The organism is Grimontia celer, assembly GCF_900055185.1.
Classification (GTDB): domain Bacteria; phylum Pseudomonadota; class Gammaproteobacteria; order Enterobacterales; family Vibrionaceae; genus Enterovibrio; species Enterovibrio celer.
Map to the genome: position 1 here is coordinate 907298 of NZ_FIZX01000001.1, position 18729 is coordinate 926026.

General features: G+C 46.9%; 21 protein-coding genes. 16 read left to right on the top strand and 5 right to left on the bottom strand.

Annotated elements, in window-relative coordinates; translation table 11 throughout:
* The first annotated feature begins 23 nt into the window (after positions 1–23).
* The 8 genes from GCE9029_RS04100 (at position 24) to GCE9029_RS04130 (ending at position 6416) form a co-directional block, all read left to right on the top strand.
* A complete protein-coding gene (locus tag GCE9029_RS04100) occupies positions 24–623 on the top strand; it encodes a class I SAM-dependent DNA methyltransferase (protein WP_062661149.1) in 600 nt (199 codons plus the stop codon).
* Between the two features lie 84 nt (positions 624–707).
* On the top strand, positions 708–1775 hold the full coding sequence (gene rsgA, locus GCE9029_RS04105; RefSeq protein ID WP_062661150.1) for a ribosome small subunit-dependent GTPase A: 1068 nt from the start codon (positions 708–710) through the stop codon (positions 1773–1775).
* 100 nt (positions 1776–1875) lie between these two features.
* Positions 1876–2337, top strand: a complete 462-nt coding sequence (locus GCE9029_RS04110) for a GNAT family N-acetyltransferase (protein ID WP_062661151.1) — start codon at positions 1876–1878, stop codon at positions 2335–2337.
* Positions 2338–2414: 77 nt separating this feature from the next.
* Positions 2415–2702 carry a TfoX/Sxy family DNA transformation protein gene (locus GCE9029_RS04115; protein ID WP_062661152.1) on the top strand — a complete coding sequence of 96 codons (288 nt, stop codon included), beginning with the start codon at positions 2415–2417 and terminating at the stop codon, positions 2700–2702.
* A gap of 239 nt (positions 2703–2941) precedes the next feature.
* On the top strand, positions 2942–4963 hold the full coding sequence (locus GCE9029_RS04120; RefSeq protein WP_062661153.1) for an alkyl/aryl-sulfatase: 2022 nt from the start codon (positions 2942–2944) through the stop codon (positions 4961–4963).
* Positions 4964–5145: 182 nt separating this feature from the next.
* Positions 5146–5445, top strand: a complete 300-nt coding sequence (locus tag GCE9029_RS25770) for a hypothetical protein (RefSeq protein ID WP_231870036.1) — start codon at positions 5146–5148, stop codon at positions 5443–5445.
* Between the two features lie 52 nt (positions 5446–5497).
* Positions 5498–5854, top strand: a complete 357-nt coding sequence (locus tag GCE9029_RS04125; RefSeq protein ID WP_197475319.1) for a low molecular weight protein tyrosine phosphatase family protein — start codon at positions 5498–5500, stop codon at positions 5852–5854.
* A 19-nt stretch (positions 5855–5873) separates the two neighbouring features.
* Positions 5874–6416 carry an RNA 2'-phosphotransferase gene (locus GCE9029_RS04130; RefSeq protein WP_062661154.1) on the top strand — a complete coding sequence of 181 codons (543 nt, stop codon included), beginning with the start codon at positions 5874–5876 and terminating at the stop codon, positions 6414–6416.
* A gap of 95 nt (positions 6417–6511) precedes the next feature.
* Here GCE9029_RS04130 and GCE9029_RS04135 read toward each other — a convergent pair whose 3' ends face one another.
* The gene (locus tag GCE9029_RS04135; protein WP_062661155.1) at positions 6512–7450 is read right to left on the bottom strand and encodes a 2OG-Fe(II) oxygenase family protein; all 939 of its coding nucleotides are present in this window, start codon (positions 7448–7450) and stop codon (positions 6512–6514) included.
* 262 nt (positions 7451–7712) lie between these two features.
* Positions 7713–8741: a dihydroorotase gene (gene pyrC / locus GCE9029_RS04140; RefSeq protein WP_062661156.1), complete on the bottom strand. Its 1029-nt coding sequence runs from the start codon at positions 8739–8741 to the stop codon at positions 7713–7715.
* A 454-nt stretch (positions 8742–9195) separates the two neighbouring features.
* Between pyrC and GCE9029_RS04145 the strand changes: the two genes are divergently transcribed.
* From GCE9029_RS04145 to GCE9029_RS04175, 7 genes are all read left to right on the top strand, one after another.
* A complete protein-coding gene (locus GCE9029_RS04145) occupies positions 9196–9744 on the top strand; it encodes a P-loop NTPase family protein (protein WP_062661157.1) in 549 nt (182 codons plus the stop codon).
* A 15-nt stretch (positions 9745–9759) separates the two neighbouring features.
* Positions 9760–10284, top strand: coding sequence for a DinB family protein (locus GCE9029_RS04150; RefSeq protein WP_062661158.1), 525 nt, complete (start codon positions 9760–9762; stop codon positions 10282–10284).
* A 22-nt stretch (positions 10285–10306) separates the two neighbouring features.
* On the top strand, positions 10307–10789 hold the full coding sequence (locus tag GCE9029_RS04155; protein ID WP_062661159.1) for a GNAT family N-acetyltransferase: 483 nt from the start codon (positions 10307–10309) through the stop codon (positions 10787–10789).
* Between the two features lie 45 nt (positions 10790–10834).
* Positions 10835–11449, top strand: a complete 615-nt coding sequence (locus GCE9029_RS04160; RefSeq protein ID WP_062661160.1) for a LysE family translocator — start codon at positions 10835–10837, stop codon at positions 11447–11449.
* Between the two features lie 34 nt (positions 11450–11483).
* Positions 11484–12065: an NAD(P)H-dependent oxidoreductase gene (locus tag GCE9029_RS04165; protein WP_062661161.1), complete on the top strand. Its 582-nt coding sequence runs from the start codon at positions 11484–11486 to the stop codon at positions 12063–12065.
* 21 nt (positions 12066–12086) lie between these two features.
* Positions 12087–12530 (top strand): GNAT family N-acetyltransferase, encoded by a 444-nt coding sequence (locus tag GCE9029_RS04170; RefSeq protein ID WP_062661162.1) that lies wholly within the window; start codon positions 12087–12089, stop codon positions 12528–12530.
* Between the two features lie 146 nt (positions 12531–12676).
* On the top strand, positions 12677–13156 hold the full coding sequence (locus GCE9029_RS04175; RefSeq protein WP_062661163.1) for a prepilin-type N-terminal cleavage/methylation domain-containing protein: 480 nt from the start codon (positions 12677–12679) through the stop codon (positions 13154–13156).
* A 50-nt stretch (positions 13157–13206) separates the two neighbouring features.
* Here the strand turns inward: GCE9029_RS04175 and GCE9029_RS04180 are convergent, their stop codons facing one another.
* Positions 13207–14112, bottom strand: a complete 906-nt coding sequence (locus GCE9029_RS04180) for a glycoside hydrolase family 17 protein (protein ID WP_062661164.1) — start codon at positions 14110–14112, stop codon at positions 13207–13209.
* Positions 14113–14177: 65 nt separating this feature from the next.
* Complete coding sequence (locus GCE9029_RS04185; protein WP_062661165.1) at positions 14178–15053, bottom strand: glycoside hydrolase family 17 protein; 876 nt, start codon at positions 15051–15053, stop codon at positions 14178–14180.
* 369 nt (positions 15054–15422) lie between these two features.
* On the opposite strand from GCE9029_RS04185, the gene GCE9029_RS04190 reads away from it, so the two are divergent.
* Complete coding sequence (locus tag GCE9029_RS04190; protein WP_062661166.1) at positions 15423–16466, top strand: NAD(P)H-dependent flavin oxidoreductase; 1044 nt, start codon at positions 15423–15425, stop codon at positions 16464–16466.
* A 59-nt stretch (positions 16467–16525) separates the two neighbouring features.
* Here the strand turns inward: GCE9029_RS04190 and GCE9029_RS04195 are convergent, their stop codons facing one another.
* Positions 16526–18529 carry a methyl-accepting chemotaxis protein gene (locus GCE9029_RS04195; RefSeq protein WP_062661167.1) on the bottom strand — a complete coding sequence of 668 codons (2004 nt, stop codon included), beginning with the start codon at positions 18527–18529 and terminating at the stop codon, positions 16526–16528.
* Between the last annotated feature and the right edge of the window lie 200 nt (positions 18530–18729).

Sequence of the window (18729 nt, forward strand, 5' to 3'; positions counted from 1 at the left end):
CCAATGAATAACGAGAGTTAAACATGAATCCTGACGAGATAGGAAAAGCCTACGATCAAATCACTCATCTTTGGACAGATGAGGGCTTCAATATGACCAATGGTATTGCCCAGCATAACAAAGCAATGAGCTTTGCCAAGCATCGTGGCAATGCGTTGGATATTGGTTGCGGCTGCACAGGTCGGTTTATGGATCTGCTTGTAAGCGAAGGTTTTACGCCTTCTGGTTTGGATGTTTCTAGTGAGATGCTCAAGATTGCGAGAGAGAAACACCCAGATATTCAATTCATTCAAGGTGATATCTGTGAATACGTACTCTCCGAGAAGTATGACTTTATCACTGGGTGGGACAGCATTTGGCATATTCCTTTATCTGAACAAAAGCAGGTTCTGACCAAGATCGTCGAGAGTCTTAATGAGGGTGGTGTGTTCATCTTTTCGTTCGGTGGCACAGAAGAGTCAGGAGCCCATAAAGATGACTTTATGGGGCCTGAAGTCTATTACTCATCGCTTGGCACCAATGGCTTCTTAAATCTGTTCATAGAGATCGGTTGTATTATCCGGCATTTGGAATATGACCAATACCCAGAGTTACACACCTATTTGATTGTGCAAAAAACTTAGCCACCTCTTACATCTGGTCATGGAAATACATAGCGCATTCGTTGAATATGGTGGGGTTAGGTGCAATAAAAACTGAGAACAAGAATGACGAATAAGCTGGAAAGCATCGGATTTAGCAATTGGTTCGAGAGCCGGATTGACGAGAGCAAAGCTGCCAACCATGGTATTGCCCGTGTCGTCTCCGTGCATAAAAACAGCTACACAGTGACAAAAGGTGGGGAGGAGGTCTTTTCTGAACTATCTGGAAACCTGCTCTACGGTGCCGAGTCTTCAAACGATTTGCCGACCACGGGAGATTGGGTCTATGCAGACTTTTACGACGATGATTCACACGCCATTATTTATGGAGTCTTTCCGCGAAAAACACTCCTGAAACGAAAAGCACCGGGAAAACAAATCGACGTTCAGCTTATCGCTGCAAACATTGATACTGCTTTTATCGTTCAGTCATTGAATGAAAACTTCAATTTGCGAAGGTTGGAGCGATATTTGGTGATGGTGAATGAGAGCAATATTGAGCCTGTGGTTCTACTCAGTAAAAGCGATCTTCTATCAACAGAAGATATTGAGGATATTAAGTCGCAGGTGCTGGGTATTGCTCCTCATGCAACGGTGATTGAATTTAGTAGTCTTAATCAGGAAAACATGGATTCGATTCTTGAGCTGTTGAAGTTCGGGCGCACTTATTGCTTGTTGGGCTCATCAGGGGTTGGGAAGACAACACTGCTCAACAAACTGTTAGGCAGTGAAGAGTTCGAAACCCAAGAGGTGAGCAAGATACAAAGCAAAGGTCGCCATACCACGACCAGCCGTCAGTTAGTCCAGTTAGAGAGCGGTGCGCTGATCATTGATACCCCTGGGATGCGGGAGCTCGGCAGCATGTCGGTGGATGAGGGACTAGATGAAACCTTTTCAGAGATCTTAGCGCTATCGCTTAACTGCAAATTCAAAAACTGCTCGCATACGAATGAAAAAGGCTGTGCCATTTTGAAAGCCATCGAAACGGGTGAGTTATCTGAACAGCGTTATAAGAACTACCTCAAGATGAAAAGAGAATCCGAATTTAATCAAATGTCTTACTCTGAAAAGAGAACGAAAGACAAGAACTTTGGAAAAATGATTAAGTCGGTCTTAAAAAACAAAAACAGATAGAGCAAGGGACATCGCGTCCCTTTACTTTATGGGTTAACCTTTGACCGACCGTTGCTCATCGTCTATATCAAGACGCTCAGAACTATGAAACGCTCATCCTATGACATTCAAAAGCCAATCTCTGACACCTGCCCATAATAAAGATTTCATTTCGCTTATCGACGAACTCAATGTTTCGCTGGGCAATATCACGGGTGATTCCGGCGAAAGCTCGTTCGTTGCCGATGATTTCGATTTGAGCCGTGATGGTTGTATTGTGGTTTACGTCGGTAACAAGGCTGTCGCCTGTGGTGTGTTTCGGTTTCATTCAGGTCAAACCTGCGAGCTAAAACGCATGTATTCGAAAGTTCCGGGTGCCGGTAGTTTTCTGCTGAATGAGCTTGAAGACCTCGCCGCGAGTAAAGGTTATGTGGGTGCTGTGCTTTCCACCCGAAGAGTGAACGAAAGGGCAGTAAAGTTCTATCAGCGAAATGGCTTCAAAGAAATCGAGGCTTACGGCAAGTATATGGGTCTAGAAAGGTCAATTTGCATGGGTAAGCCGATTGTAGGTTTCCACCACTAAGAAAAAGTGGGTCACGTAGAATAAGAGTAGCGTTGCACGTGGCCTGAACCAATTGAATAGTATAAGGAGAGGATGCCTTGTTAGATGCTTATGAAAAGCAGCCAAAACGACTCAGAGAATTAAACGGTTTTGGACCACGTAGCGAAGAAATATTGGCGGAAGTTGGCATTTATTCTGTTGAGGACTTTATGGCTATTGACCCTTATGTTTTGTACGCCAAAATCAAACCAATGAAGGGAATGGGCCTGAATTCCATCTATTCCATCATTGGCGCTCGGGAGAACATCTCCTGGATCGAAATAAAAAATACCCGCAAAGAAGAAATCCTCATGGTGCTGGATGACATGGGACTTGCGCCAAAGTAACTCTTACCAAAGCTTCTTGGAAAGGCGGGCACTCTGAGCCGTCTTTGACTCCTACTTAACCACTTCCGTTCCCCTTCTTTCAAACGAACAAGCTTTCAAAACGAACAAGCGTTAATCGGTCAGTTTTGTCTTATACATAACTCATGGAGATGAATTGAATAAATTTAAGTTTATTTATGGTTATGTTTTGGGAGGGTAAATTACACCCATACCCAATACGAAACCCCAAGAGGTTCACTATGAAAACCCGATTCGCTCCTTCAGTTCTGTCTCTCGCTATCGTTGCGTCTTTCGGCGCTTTTGCCAATGACTATGCATCTATCGATACCTACGAAGGCAAGCCTGCCTCTGAACACACCATCAATGCGAATGCGGCTGTGGCGAAAACACTGCCTTGGAATGACACAACAGCGTTTGACCGCACCAAACGCGGCCTGATTGCTGAGTTTGGTACGCATGAAGCGGGTGAGTTGAAAAATCGATTCGAATACATGACTGACATGTCTGTGAATGATCTGCCGCCAACAGTTAACCCATCTATCTGGCGTCAGGGTATGTTGAACTACGCGGCAGGTGGCTTGTATGAAGTAACTGACGGCGTTTACCAAATTCGCGGTGCAGACCTGTCAAACATGACCATTTACCGCTCTGATAACGGTTATGTCATTCACGATCCTTTGCTTTCCCGTGAAGCCGCAGCGGCATCTTGGGAGTTTGCGAAACAGCACCTGCCTGCTATTAACGGCGAACACAAAATCACCGGCATGATCTATTCACACATGCATGCTGACCACTTTGGCGGCTCTCGTGGTGTCTTTGAATCTGGCGACTTCGCAGCAGACGCTGAAATTTACGCGCCGAATGACTTCATTAAAGAGCTGGCGGACGAAAACGTGATTGCCGGTACCGCGATGGGACGCCGCGCTAATTACCAATACGGTACAACCTTGGATACCAACACCAAGGGCATTGTTGATAACGCGCTTGGCTTGGGTACCTCCCGTGGCGAAGTGACGCTGGTGGCTCCAACAGAAGAGATTGAAGAGCGCGAGAAACTGATCACTATTGATGGCTTGGATTTCCTCGCAATCAATATGCCTGGCGCAGAAGCTCCCGCAGAGCTTGTTCTGTATGTACCCGAGTACCGCTCTCTGAACACCGCAGAGCTGACTTATGACGGTATGCACAACATCTACACCTTCCGTGGGGCAAAAGTTCGTGACTCGCTGGTTTGGACCAAGTATCTCACCGAACTGAAAATGCGCTTTGTAGACAGTGGCTTGGTCGACAACATTCACGCAGCTCACTCAGCGCCAGTGTGGAATGATGCTAACAGTGAAACGAATGAAATCTCTGACTACATGACGCTTCAGCGTGACAACTACGGCTTTATCCATAACCAAGCAATGCGACTGGCAAACCATGGTGTGACCATTCATGACGTTGGTCGTGAAATCGAGAAGATTGTTCCTCAATCTCAGATTGATACCTGGCACACGAACGGTTACCACGGCTCATACAGTCATAACGCCCGAGCAGTAGTTAATCTCTATCTTGGATATCACGACATGAACCCAGTCAACACCAACCCACTGCAGACTACAGAGAAGTCGTGTGTATACGTTGAAGCTGCAGGTGCGGATGCCTTCTATAAGGCGGGTATGAAGCACTTTAATGCGGGTGAATATCAGGAAGCGTCTCAGCTGTTCAATGATCTGGTTCAGTGTGAGCCTAGCAACATAAAATACCGTTTTGCGTTAGCAGACAGCTTTGAGCAGCAAGGTTATCAGTCTGAAACCATGGCATGGCGTAACAGTTATCTGCAGGGTGCCGTTGAGCTGCGCACCGGTGACATTCAGCCTTCAATCAAACTGGCATCACCAGATGTGATTGCGAATACGCCAACGGGCATGTTCCTCGACTTCATCGCGGTAAGTTTGAATGCTCCGAAAGCAGAAGCAGCAGGCCTAGACTTTAACTTCGGTGTGTACCACCCAGATTTGGGCGAGCGTTACTACGGTGAAGTGTCTAACGCGAATATGGCTAACATCCAAGTTGATGAGCTGCCAAAAGTAGATTTTGAACTTATCATTCATAAAACCGACTTCACCAAAGTGGTATTGGGTGAAACCAGCTTGGAAGATCTGATTAAATCTGGTCAGGCAGGTGTGAAAGGAGATGCAGAGTTGCTTACGAAACTGGCTGGTACGCTGGATAGCTTCGACGGCATGTTTGAAATCTTGCCAATGCCTAAGAAGTAAAACTCCATCATAGCTGAGAGAATAGACAGAATTGACATCTTGTCCGCCCCGGGTCTTAGACCCGGGGCGTTTTTCGTTTGAGCGTTTTAAACAATTAACGCTATGAAAGTACGAGATAATCCAAACTCCGATACGAATGTTCTTTGCTCATAGCCGTACAATAGAATTTCAGAAATCACTCAGTGGCTGTAGTTTGGGTGAATGCAATTCAAGGGTGTCATGTGTCAATAACTTACTGGTTTGTATTCTTAGTCATTACTTTGATTTTAAATACATATACTTCATTCTATTTATCTAGAAGGGATGATTTAGGAACCACCCAAAAAGTTGCTCAAGTCATTTTGGTGTGGCTGATACCTTTAATTTCTGCAATTGGTTTGCTTCTTTTTTATAAAGGCCAAGACGATGAGAATGACCCCGATAAGGGAAGTTTTGGTGGTGGGCCGAGTAATAGTATTGGTACGTCACATTCTGGGGACTGATCCGGCTTGCTATGAATCAAACACTTTTTTAGCTAAGTCATCATGGAGAGATATGCTTCGTCAAAAGCAAGAAATGAAAAACCTTCTTTTTGTTTGTAGTCGCAACCAATGGCGTAGCCCAACAGGTGAAGAAGTTTGGAGAAGACAACCCGGCTTTAATGCGCGTTCTGCTGGCACTAGCCCAAAAGCGAGGAAGACGGTCAGTGGGGCAGATATACGCTGGGCGGATGTTGTCTTTGTGATGGAGAAGAAGCATAAAAACAGACTAACTGCCGAATTTTCACGATTACTCGATCACAAGCCATTGTATGTTTTGGATATCCCAGACGAATACCAATATATGGATCCCGAGTTGGTAGAAGAGATCGAACAGAAAGTAGCTTTAGTCTTGGATCAAAAGACTCAATAGACATGAAAACTATATATTGATGAACAAAGAACTCACCGACATTTCAAAGTACCTAAGCTTTGTACTCAGGCACAAGCCAGAAGCCATTAACCTTGTACTTGATGAGCAAGGTTGGGCTGAAATTAACGCCCTTATCGCAAATACCAAGGATTATGAACTATCAGTGGATTTAATCCGATTGGTGGTTGAAACCAATGATAAACAGCGCTTTTCTCTTGATGAGGCAGGGCATCGTATTCGAGCGAATCAAGGTCATTCAATCTGCGTTGATTTGGGGCTATCACCACGGGTGCCGCCATCTCAACTGATTCATGGGACGGCCGAACGATTTGTTGTTCAGATAGAGAAAGAAGGGTTATTGAAGGGAAATCGCCAGTACGTTCATTTAACAGAATCAGAGAGCGTCGCGTCATCCGTTGGTACGCGGTATGGAAAGCCTGTTTGTTTAACCATTGATGCAAAGCGAATGCATGAAGATGGTTTTGAATTTTATAAGACAATGAATAATGTCTGGTTGGTGGACAGCGTACCAAGCGAATATTTGACGCTGCCTAAGCGCTAGAGAATATCTCACCTTCTCAAATCTATTTGATATCCGCCAATTACTCAAAGAAAAAGCCCAGCTATATGCCGGGCTTGCTGTTTCTAATCTTCATATCAAAACGGTGCGTAGCTATCTGGGGTCGACACTGGCACTGTCCAGCGTGCTTTCGCATCAATTTCTTGGGTCAAACCACGAACAGGGATCTGCATGCGGTCGCCATATAACCACAACACGATGTTTGTGCGCGAACCACTGGTGATAGGCTGTGCAGCATGCGGCACACTGCCACGGTGAATCATCGCGATACCCGGTTCAAAGCTGAGTCGACGCACCACACCTGTGGCTGGGTCGTAGTAATCAATCTCTGAGCCAGTGAACTCTTCACCTGGCAGGTTGAGGTTGATATTCATTGTCGCCGCGGAAGCATCAGTGTGCAGTCGCAGTGACGTATCAACACCGGGTTGATACTGAATCGAAAACCCAAAGGTTTGCGAATCATAGCCAGTAACTTCTGGAAACAGCAGTCGGGCGACAGGGCGCATATATTTGTCCATCACTGATTGATAGAACGCCTGAAACTCCGGTGCGGCCAGATAGCCTTCAGAACGCTTGTCCAGCATAGCGCCGTGTCGGTTTAGCGCGATGCCATAAGGAGGACGCAAAGGAATCTCCGCGTTGGCGACGTTTTCCAAATAACCACGCAGCTGTGCCAAACGTTCAGGGTCGAAAAACTGGCATTGGAAGACACCTGGAGCGACTTCTTCCCACAGCTCTTTCACATCCAACTCTGTTGTTGGGTCTTCCCATGCTTTGTTGACTGCATCTCGGAGTTTTGCATTCAATAAAGATTCATCCAACTTAAATGCATTGCCCTGCTCAGTGCGCTGCCACTCTTTCCAGGCGCTGCTCAGTAACTCTCGGTTGTTATCCCAAAACTTTTGAACAGTTGGGGTACGCATTAACATTTCTTGTCTTGAAGGCAGCGTGAGATTACGTGCTTGGTCCAAAGCGTTGACGGTTGCTTGGTCATTGATGATTGCTGCATGGCTCATCTTTCATTCTCCCATTCTTATTGTTCGTTTTGCCTGAGTAGCGGCGATGGGATAACGTTATTACACACTTCATTATTGATAAATGGGCTAAAAGAAAAGACAGTTTCAATGATTTCTACATAATCAATGGCGGCTAAGCTTTTCGGGTTTGGAGTAGGCAGGCTGGATTAGCGTTGAAGTGGGGTTTCATCAGAGGGTAATAAAAAGCCCGACTCGTCGTCAGGCTTCTTTCATTCACTAAGATGTTCTTAGCTGTTTCGAATTACTTTACTTTCCAGCTAACGGTTTCGCCAGCGCGGATTGGCACGACAATGTCAGAACCAAATGGCATGGTGTCTGGCACTGGCCACTCTTCCTTGGTCAGCGTTACAGTGTCGGTGTTACGTGGCACACCATAGAAGTCTGGGCCGTTTTGACTTGCGAAGGCTTCCAGATTATCCAGTTTACCTTCTTGTTCGAACACTTCTGCGTAAAGCTCTAGTGCTGCGTGTGCGGTGTAAGAACCGGCACAACCACATGCTGATTCTTTCGCGCCTTTCGCGTGTGGCGCTGAATCTGTACCCAGGAAGAATTTCTTGCTACCGCTGGTCGCTGCTTCAACAAGCGCTTTCTGGTGCGTGTTGCGCTTCAGAATTGGCAGGCAGTAGAAGTGAGGTTTGATGCCGCCAACCAGCATGTGGTTACGGTTATACATCAGGTGGTGAGCGGTAATGGTTGCTGCAACGTTCTCGTTCGCGTTTTTCACGAAGTTTGCCGCATCCGCTGTGGTGATGTGCTCAAGGACGATTTTCAGGTTAGGGAAATCGTTAACGATGGGCGCCAGAACGGTATCAAGGAACTCTTTCTCGCGATCGAAGATGTCCACCTCGTGGTGGGTCACTTCACCATGAACCAACAGCAACATTCCTACTTCCTGCATGGCTTCAAGAACGTGGTAGATGTTCTTTGCATTGGTCACGCCTGAATCCGAGTTGGTGGTTGCACCGGCAGGGTAAAGTTTCGCAGCAACAACAGCGCCAGACGCTTTCGCTTTGCGGATTTCGTCTGGTGTGGTGTTGTCGGTTAGGTAGAGCGCCATCAGTGGCTCGAATTGCTCAGAAGGCTTTTGCGCCATGATGCGTTCGCGGTAAGCAAGTGCCATTTCAGTGTTGGTCACAGGAGGGACGGTGTTTGGCATGATGAGCGCGCGACCGTTGTAACGGCTGATGTCGCGGACGGTATCTGTCAGCACTTCGCCATCGCGAAGGTGAACATGCCAGTCGTCAGGGCGAGTAATTGTAAGTGTGGTCATTAAGGCGTCCCTCCATAGCTAAAATATCGGATTGGCGCCTGTCGGCAAGGAATGTGAAATAAAAAGCAAACGCTTGCGCTCAGGCGGCAGGATGATAGTGGAAAAGGGCTTTTATTTCATCTTCTTTCTCGAATTTTACTGTTTCCATGTGTTTTTATGAGAGTCAGAAAAGCCAGATAAACTGACAAATAGGGATGTTCACTGCTGCTAACCGAGTGTTAGCTATTAATACAGAATATTGTTGTAATCTTCTGTATTTAAAGGAGGAATGGTTGACTTCCTTATTGGCATTGACAACTATAGGTGTATGAAAACGAATTCAATGCTCAAACTCATCCGAATTATCATCATTCCATAGGAATGGTGGGGATGCTGTTGCGCGTTATATTTGCAGAACCCACCCAAGAGGTGGGTTTTCTTTTTTCTGCTTCTTGGTTTTTATCTTGGAGGCGACATGAAGAAAGTAGCGGTATTTGGAAAACCGGGAAGCGGTAAATCCACCCTAAGCAAAAAACTGGCGTCAGAGACCGGGATTGCTCTCTATCAGTTGGATTCCATGCTTTACCAGAAAAATGGAGAGCAGGTGAGCCACGAAAGTTTTGAAGCGCGGCATGATGAGATACTGGCCTCGGAGAGCTGGATACTGGATGGTATGGGATTGCTCGGTTCGTTTAACAAACGTTTGGAAGCGGCAGATACGCTGGTTTATGTCGAACTGCCTTACTCGACAAGCTACTGGCTGGTCACCAAACGACTGCTGAAAGGTTTGTTCATCAAACCGGAAGGATGGCCTGATGGAAGCTCGGTGCTCAAGGGCAGTGTGCAAAGTTACAAGTTTCTCAAACTGTCACCGAAGTTCTGGAATGACAAGTTCCTGAAAAGGCTTGAAGCCATGTCGGAGAACAAAAACGTGTATGTCATCCGCTCGGTAAAGGAACTGAATGAATTCGTGCGCGTTAATGTGGAGCTTGAGAAGCGAACGCTTGGAAAGAAATCGATATAAGGGAATAGGGTCGATATGAAAAGCCAGTTTGAGCTAATGGCAAGGTACAACCGGTGGATGAATGAGCAATTGCTGGGTCATATGGAAAATCTCAGTGACGAAGACTTGTATGAAGACAGAAAGGCTTTCTTTGGCTCTGCTTTTCATACCATGAGTCATATTCTGACGGGTGATTTGTTGTGGCTGAATCGCTTTACCCGCGTTCCTAGCGAGGTGATGCTTGAACAGTTGTTAAGCCGTTATCCCGAGCCTCCAAGTAACACAGTACATCTGGTGGAAGACTTGGCCTCTTTGAAAGCACTGAGAACGTCGCTTGATGATGATATTTCCCGCTGGGTCGCGTCTATTCCAGAGCAGGAATTTAATAACACTTTGACCTACCGAAATACAGCAGGGGCAGAGTATTCTGAAAATCTCGCCTCTGTGCTTTTGCATTTTTTTAATCATCAAACGCATCATCGCGGCCAGTTGACGACCTTGTTGAGTCAATCTGGCGACAACGACTATTTCACCGATCTTATCGCGGTTATCAGATCCTAAGTAGTTAAGGAGCACACAGGACATGGAAAGTATTGAAATCAGAGATGCCACTATTGAAGACGCATCGACAATTCTGCGCTTTATCACTGAGTTGGCAAGGTATGAAAAAGCCGAGCATGAAGTGAAGACCAGCATTGAAGCGATTGAGCAGTCTCTTTTTTCCGAAGAAGCCAACGCGAGAGCCATTATGTGCCTGCTGGGCAATGAGCCCGTTGGTTTTGCAGTTTACTTCTTCAACTATTCGACTTGGTTGGGCAAGAATGGCCTTTATCTGGAAGATCTTTATGTTTCACCGGAATACAGGAACATTGGCGCAGGTAAAGCGATTTTGAAGTATCTGGCAGAGCTGGCGGTATCTAAAAAATGCGGCCGTTTTGAATGGAGTGTTTTGGATTGGAATGAGCCCGCTATCAACTTCTATCAGTCAATTGGGGCCAAACCTCAGGAAGAGTGGATCACCTATCGAATGGATGGTGATGCGCTGGCTGCGTTTGCTAACCAATAAGGGAATTGAGCGGGCTCGTGACCCGCTATCAAGGAGAAAGGAATCATGACCATTGCTTCTGGTATCGCACTGTTTTTCGCTATGGCACTTTCCGCACTTATTCCTGGCCCGAGCGTGTTTGCGACAATTTCGCGCTCGATGGGAAGTGGAATGAAGCAAGGTATGTTGCTCGCGTTAGGGATCCTGATTGCGGATTATATTTTCATCTTCCTTGCGCTTTCAGGGCTTTCCGCATTATCGAAAGTGCTGGGTGAAGTGTCTTTCGTCATCAAGTATGTCGGCATTGCCTATTTGTTCTGGCTCGCCTACGTCAGTTGGACGGCAGAAGTCCCTGAAGACGGAGAATCTGTCCCTTCGCAATCATCAAGGTTTTCGAGCTTGCTGACGGGAGTAGTGGTCGGTCTCTCTAACCCCAAAGCAATCTTGTTTTACATGGGCTTCTTCCCCGCGTTTGTGGACGTGACTCAAATCACCGGGCTTCAAGTGGGTGCCATTCTTCTGATTTCTACCGTTGGCGTGGGTGGTGTGTTGGGGATGTATGCTTATTCCGCAGCCAAAGCCGGCAAGGTGCTGAAAAGTAAGCGTGAGAAGCAAATCCTGAACAAGGTATCCGGCGGCTTTATGGCGTCATGTGGCGCGTTTCTTTTCGCAAAGTCTTGATAGAACGAGTGGCAATGAAACAAGGGAGAATTTCATGAAGTGTTTGGTGGTGCTTTCGCACCCTCTTAAGGAAAGCTTGTGCAGTTACCTTTGTCAGGAAACGATTAAACACCTAGAGTCGAAAGGCTATGACATCACCTTGCTGGATCTCTATGGCGCTAACTTCGACCCAGTGTTAAGTGCAGAAGAAAGGCAAAGTTACTACGCCGAAGACTTTGACCGAAGTCAGCTTAACAAAGAGCTTGAACAGCTGGTGGAAGCGGAGTCCTTAGTGCTTATCTTTCCAACCTGGTGGTTTAGCTTTCCCGCGATGCTGAAAGGCTGGATTGACCGCGTATGGGCCCCTGGCTATGCCTACGATCATGACGCGGAACTAGGAGCAATTAAGCCCAGATTGAGTAACCTCAAAGAAGTGAAAGTAGTGACGACACTGGGTTCACCTTGGTGGGTGGATAAACTGGTGATGCACAAGCCGGTGAAGCGCATACTGAAAACGGCGATTTTAGGTGCGTGCGCGAAAGATTGTAAGGTGACTTTCCTTTCTCTTTATAACGCCGAAAAGGCGGGCAGGGAGCAGGTCGATAAATTTGTTCAGAAGATCAAAGCGAAGTTTTAAGGTCAACAGTAGGGAGAGAAGATGGAAATCCGCAAAGTGGTGTTAAGGGATTTGGAAGCGGCTCAGGAATTGGTGAATTCTGTTTCAGAAGCAGACGTTATGCCTTTGTTTAATACGCAGGGAAAGGCCGAGTTTAAATCCCGAATCCTGCCAGACCTTGCTACCACCTTCGATGATTCCCGTTTCTACACCGTCATAGCGTTTAACAATGAGAAAGTTATTGGGTTTGCAGCGTTGCGCGAAGGGAATTATCTGACCCATCTTTTTGTAGCTAAATCTGCACAAGGCAAAGGGCTGGGGAAACGCCTGCTAGAGCATGTATTAACAACAACGAGTTCGAAAGAAATATCGCTTCGCTCATCAGTCAATGCTTTGGCTTTTTATGCATCACAAGGTTTTGAGGCAACAGGTGAAGAATCAGATTTCAATGGTATTCGTTTTGTGCCTATGAGGCTTGTCCGGTAAAGGCCAGAAAGGGTTTGATTTAAATGTGAACGCTCTCAGTTTGAGAAATAGCCAATCAGTCATTTGTTTCATAAATTTCGTGTTCTAAGCAAAGACATTCTCATAATGCTCTGTAGAATGGCGATTTTTCGCCAAAAACGATAATTATGAAAGGCTTTACGCTCATTGAATTGCTTGTTGTTGTCATCATTATGGCGGTATTAGCCGTCACCGCTGCACCGAAGTTTATTAACTTTGAATCTCAGGCTAAGAATGGTGTTTTGAATGAGGTGAAAGCCGCAATTCAAAGTGCTGCTTCTATGGTGAATGCCAAAGCGATTTTGGAAGAAAAACTGGAAAAGTGCCGTGGTGATGACTCATTTTTGTCTGACGGTATTTATACCTGCTTTGGTTATCCTTCCGCTCATATCGATAACTTCCGAAAAATCATCAATCTCGACAGTGGATTAATCATCAATACCAGCGAAACCAACGGCCGTCGAACCGCGATTGTGACCTTCCCGGAGTATAAAAATTCCATTCCCTGGGGCTTCAATGCGAGTGACGATGTCTATTGTGCAGTTCGTTACCATGAGGCTACGGCGAATCATCTTTACGAAATTGATATGCTCACGGCAGGCTGTTAGTGGTGAGCGGCAGGAAAAGAAAAGGGCGGTTAATCCGCCCTTCTTTGTAGTCAACCGTACAGAGACTGCATGACCAGTTTTGGTGTGCGGTCCACCTTGAACAGACCCCAGTGTTTCTCTGGCTCTTCAGGGTGGTTGTCACCTTTCCATGGCTCGTCAAACGCTTCGAAGACAAAAGTCAGGATCTTTTCATCACGCGTCCACTGCAGCAGTTGGTCATAGTAAGCTGCCTGAAGTTCTTCAGACGCATTCCATGCTTCAATGCCACGGCCGTTAGAGGCTGTTGCCCAGCCAGCTTCGGTAATAACAACAGGCTTACCTGGGTGACGATCGGCGACATCGCGGTAGTTTTGCTTAGTGTATTCCAGCGCGTCGTCGATAGTTTTGTATTCCCAAACCGGGTAAGTGTGCAGGGAAATGAAGTCGATCACTTCAACCAGCGCATCCAGCTTGTAAGTCCAAGGCACGTAGTTTTCACAGAATGTGACAGGTTGGCTGATGTTGTCTTTCACTTTCTGTACGTGCTCGACCAGCTTCTCAACAGAGATCAGGTGATCTGTCCATTCAACGCTTGCTTCATTGCCGACTGATACATAACCAACAACTTCCGGATATGCGTTTGCAAGCTCGATGAGGCGGTCGATTTCTTCCTTGTTGTGCTGGCGGTTTTTCTCCAGCGTTTCTTCGCTGAACTGTGCTCCCCAAGGGCAATTTGGGTTGTTCATTTCAGCCGCAACATCGGCGCCTAGCATTACTTTGAAATCAAGTCCTTCGTCGCGAATAACATCCAACACCAGTCTTGCGTGAGTGCCGCAGTCATATAGACGCAGTGCAGACCAGTTGTGGGAGAGGATAAGAAGGTCTTCTTTGATCTCTTGGTACGTTGGGTAAATTCCCTCACGAGGGTTTTGACCTTCACGATAGCCTGAGTAACAAATGGCGTTTCTGTATTCCATAGCGCTTTTTACCTTAGTTTTCTAATGCCCGCAGATAGTCCGCGGGCGCCTTGTAATGTGTTCTGTTAGGTTGAGTACTTGAAGTTGCCGTCTTTATCCCAAAGACCCCAGTACGCACCTACCGCGCCTTCCTTTTCCACCTTCCAGGCTTCATCGAAAGACGAGAAATAGAACACATCAATGTTCTCTTCTTCTGCCCATGCATAAGTATCAATAAAGTACTTCAGGGCGTTTTCTTCTGAAGGTATCGAGCCGCGCTCAGGAACACCTTCATTTGGCCAGCCAGTTTCTGAAACAATCACTGGTTTGCCTTTACCGGCATTCACTGCACGGCGATACATTTCCTTCATGTAAGGCACGGCAAAGTCTGCCGGACAGCCTTCCCAGAAGGGGTAGCAGTTTGTCAGGATCACCTCACAGGCGTCGGCGACGCGAGGGTGATTCTCAAATAAGTAGTAAGCATCAACGTAGCCCACCTGAACGTCAGGCAGTTCCGCCTTGGCACGTTCGATGTAGCTGATGAGTTCGTCTTCATGCAGGTCTTCACGAAGTAGCACTTCGTTACCCACACCAAGAATATCTACATGCCCTTCGCGCGCGACGGCGATGGCGTTTTGCAGCTCTTCCTCGTTCTTTTCGTGGTTTCCGTCAATCCAAACGCCAACCATGGTTTTGAGTCCATACTCTTTGGCGATTTTTGGAATGAGCTCATTACCGTCAGTACAGGAGAAAGTACGAACCCAGTTAACGTGTGGGGCAATGATCTGAAGCCTTTCGTGGATTTGAGCTTCAGTGATGATGGAGCCAGGTCCCTGTCCATCAACATAGGGACTGAAAGAAATCCCGTGGATTTTTGCATCCACCAAATCACGTGTTTTTTGCTTGAGGTAGCTCAGCCACTCCTCACCTTGAGGCGCAGCTCGGTTGATTCTGCTTGACACTCTCCAAACTCCCTTTCGGATAGTCGCACTTTCTTTGAGTGCGGTTATTCACTGTCTGTTTTCTATTTTTTGTTAGATTGGCTCTTCAAATCGCCCTGGGTAACAGCACCGAAAAACGAAAAGAAAGCGCTTTCTTTTTGAATTAAGCCATACGAAAGAAATATGACAACCCGTAATGTTGCGAACATGTACATGGATCACATTTGAATAGAAGGCGCGTAAATGGATAAAAATATGCATATAGATGCATTTATTTGCACGTAAGGTTTTTGAAAACAAGGCGTTGCTCACTTGTTGACCACCAAAATTGGAGTAAGGTAAACGCTGATGGTGCATATCTAGAAATGTATGAAAATCTAGGATAGGAATATGGAAAAATTGGATTTTGCCAAATGGATTGGGGTGGAGTTGCCCTTGATTCAGGCACCCATGGCAGGTGTTCAGAACAGCAAGCTGGCGATAGCAGTTGGTGAAGCCGGCGGATTGGGCTCAATTCCTTGCGGTATGCTTGATGCTGAAGGCGTGATTGAAGAAATTCAGCGTTTCGAAGCCGCCTCAAACAAGCCTTACAATCTTAATTTTTTCTGTCACTCATCTTTTCCTTTTGACGCGGAGCGCCACAAAGTTTGGCGAGCCGAGCTTCAACCTTTTTTCCAGCGTTACAGCATTAATGAAAAGTGTTTGGGGAATAAAGCCAGCCGATTGCCATTCAGCCATGAAATCGCGAACGCGATTGAGCAATACGCACCACCCATTGTCAGCTTCCATTTTGGTTTGCCGGAATCCTCGCTACTCAAACGAGTAAAAGGGTGGGGAGCTAAAGTGTTGTCTTCAGCGACAACCTTGGAAGAAGCAGTATGGCTTCAGGATAATGGTGCCGACGCTGTGATTGTTCAGGGGATTGAAGCAGGCGGACATCGCGGCATGTTCCTCACCGAATCGCTGGAGTCACAGCGTCCTACCATGGAGTTGTTGCCGCAAGTGGCTGATGCTATTCAATTACCTGTGATTGCTGCGGGTGGAGTATCGAACCGAGTTGAAGTGCAGCAAGCGCTGGCCTTAGGTGCTGATGCTGTTCAGGTAGGGACTGCATTCTTACTCTGTGATGAAGCCAGTACGTCATCGTTACACCGTCACGCACTGAAATCGGAAGCTGCAAAAACCACGGCACTCACGAATGTGTTCTCAGGACGCCCAGCGCGCGGCATTGTGAATGGTGCCATGGCGGCGTTGGATTGTATGAACAACAAAGCGCCTGTTTTTCCTTTTGCTTCTATCGAAATGGGGCCACTGCGTGCAGCAGCAGAAAAAGAGGGCAAGGATGACTTTACGCCATTGTGGTCGGGAATGAATAACAGCCATTGTGAAGAGAGCAGCGCGGCGGCGATCACTCGAAAACTGATGGGTGTTTGAAACAGAGAAACCAATAAAAAAGCGGGCCATAGCCCGCTTTTTCTATTCAGAAAATCCAGTTATACCGTGAATCGATGAACCAGTTCGTTCTGATTAACGGCTTGTTCATCGAGTCGTTCACTCGCACCAGCCACGTCCTGCATGGCGGTATAACTGCTGTCGGCGATAAAGCTGATGTGTTCAACGTTTCGCGCGATATCAGCAGAGGTGGTGCTTTGTTCAGAAGCTGCTTGTGCTATCTGACTGCTCATGTCGCTTATCATCATGATGATGGCTTCAATTTCTTCCATCGCGGAGTTGGCGTCAGAAGCCTGTGCAACGCTGCTGCTCATTTCTTCTACACATTCCTGCATCACCAAAACCGCTTGGCTTGATTGGGTCTGTAGCTTGCTAATCATCTCTTCGATTTCAGATGTTGAGTCGGATGTACGTTTCGCCAGAACGCGAACTTCATCTGCTACGACCGCAAAGCCTCGCCCTTGTTCACCAGCACGGGCTGCTTCGATAGCCGCGTTCAGTGCCAGAAGGTTAGTTTGATCGGCAATATTGCTGATAACGTCGAGAATGGTTTCAATATTCGCGGTCATCTCCTGAAGTGAAGAAACCACTGCTACAGAATCATCCAGGCGGCTTGAAAGCTGATGCGTGGTGCTGATGTTGCGGGTCATGATTTCACGGCCTTTCGTCGCAGCATCACTCACTTCCATCACTTTATCCATGGTGTGGCGGGCGCTGTTTGCAACGTCTTGCACCGAGTGCTCCATTTGCGTCATGGCTGCTGCGACCGCTGTGGTTTGTTGGCGCTGCTCATTGAGCTGAGCTTTCGCGGTTTGCGTGGTGGACTGGTTTGCGGCTGCAACCTCAGCTTGCTCCTCTGCTGCATCGCGAAGCTGTCGCAGAATGCCTTGAAGATTTGAAGCCAGGGTATTGATGTGGTCTGCCAGCTGGCCAAATTCATTGTGTTCTTTCACTTCAATGCGCTGGGTCATGTCGCCTTCAGTGATAGCTTCCAGCACGTTCAGGGTACTGCTCAGTGGCTTACGAACGCTTCGGGCAATGTGCCAGCCAATGAAGACAGTAATTGCCAGAATCAGCGCGCCAATGAAAATCGTTTGGCGAACACCATTTTTGAAGGTGTCGTTAGCCTGTGCGATAGATGCTGACATCACGCTTTCCGCTTGACCACGGAACTGGTCGAGGATGCCCATTGCGTTGTCGACTTCAACGGCAAGATTACCGATGTTGGTGTAAAGCTCGTTAGTTGCAACGAGATATGCATAGTGCTGATCAAGCACACCGCCTTCGCGGCTCACATCGCGGGTAAAGGCATCGATGTCTTTTTGGAATTTTTCTTTTAATTCTGGTAGCTGGGAAGTCAGTGAACGGAAAGAGTAGTTGAGCTGCTTAACGCTGCGGCGGTTGCCGTTCATGGCTTTTTCAACATCAGCCAATTTGTTGCTGGCCAGTGCGTCGGAAGTATGGGTTTCCGTTTCCTGAAGCTTCTTGAAGTAAGTCTTTGAAATGATTTTCAGCGTGGTGGAACCATTGTTTGCCACGAAATCCTGCATACCGAGTGCAAGTGCTGTGTTCATGCGCTGGAATTGGCGGGCAGCGGTCACACCTTCTTCTTTGGCGGTTTGTTGGCGCTGGAAGTTGCCAATGGCGACAGAAGCTTCAGCGAAATAGCGATTCTCAATTTCTCGCAGCGATTCCAACTGGTTTTCCAGACCTTCTTGACCGGAGGAGGCTTGGTAAAGGTTATTCAGTGCGGTATCAAAGCGTTGTCTAGCGACATCAAAGTTTTCAAGCACCTGTTCGCTTTGCGCACCATTGCTGCTGGTAAGGTAATCTTTGAAAATTTTGTCTGCAGCGAGGAGGCTGACACTGGCTTCGTTGGATAAGGAAACTAAGGGGAGAGCTTCTGAGGTAACGACCTCAAGTTGTTCGTGGATGTCCTGAGAACTTTTTAAATTAAGTGTATTGGTTGCAACCAGACTGACTGCGAGTACCGCAAAGCCGGCATACATCCGACGAATCACAGAGCTTTGTCGTTTTTTAGCCATTTATATTCCTCCCACCGGTGATTAACCGATGCCTCCCGAAACACGAGTTCAAAGCAAAAGAAAAGGAACCCGCTTAATGATGACGCCAATGGTTATTCTTCTATCACGTCTCATGCTGGTCGATTTTGGCCAGCAGATTCGTTTGTTCTAACACATCGCTTTTCTAGTCATCCGCCAGTATTTCAAAAACTTTAAACTTA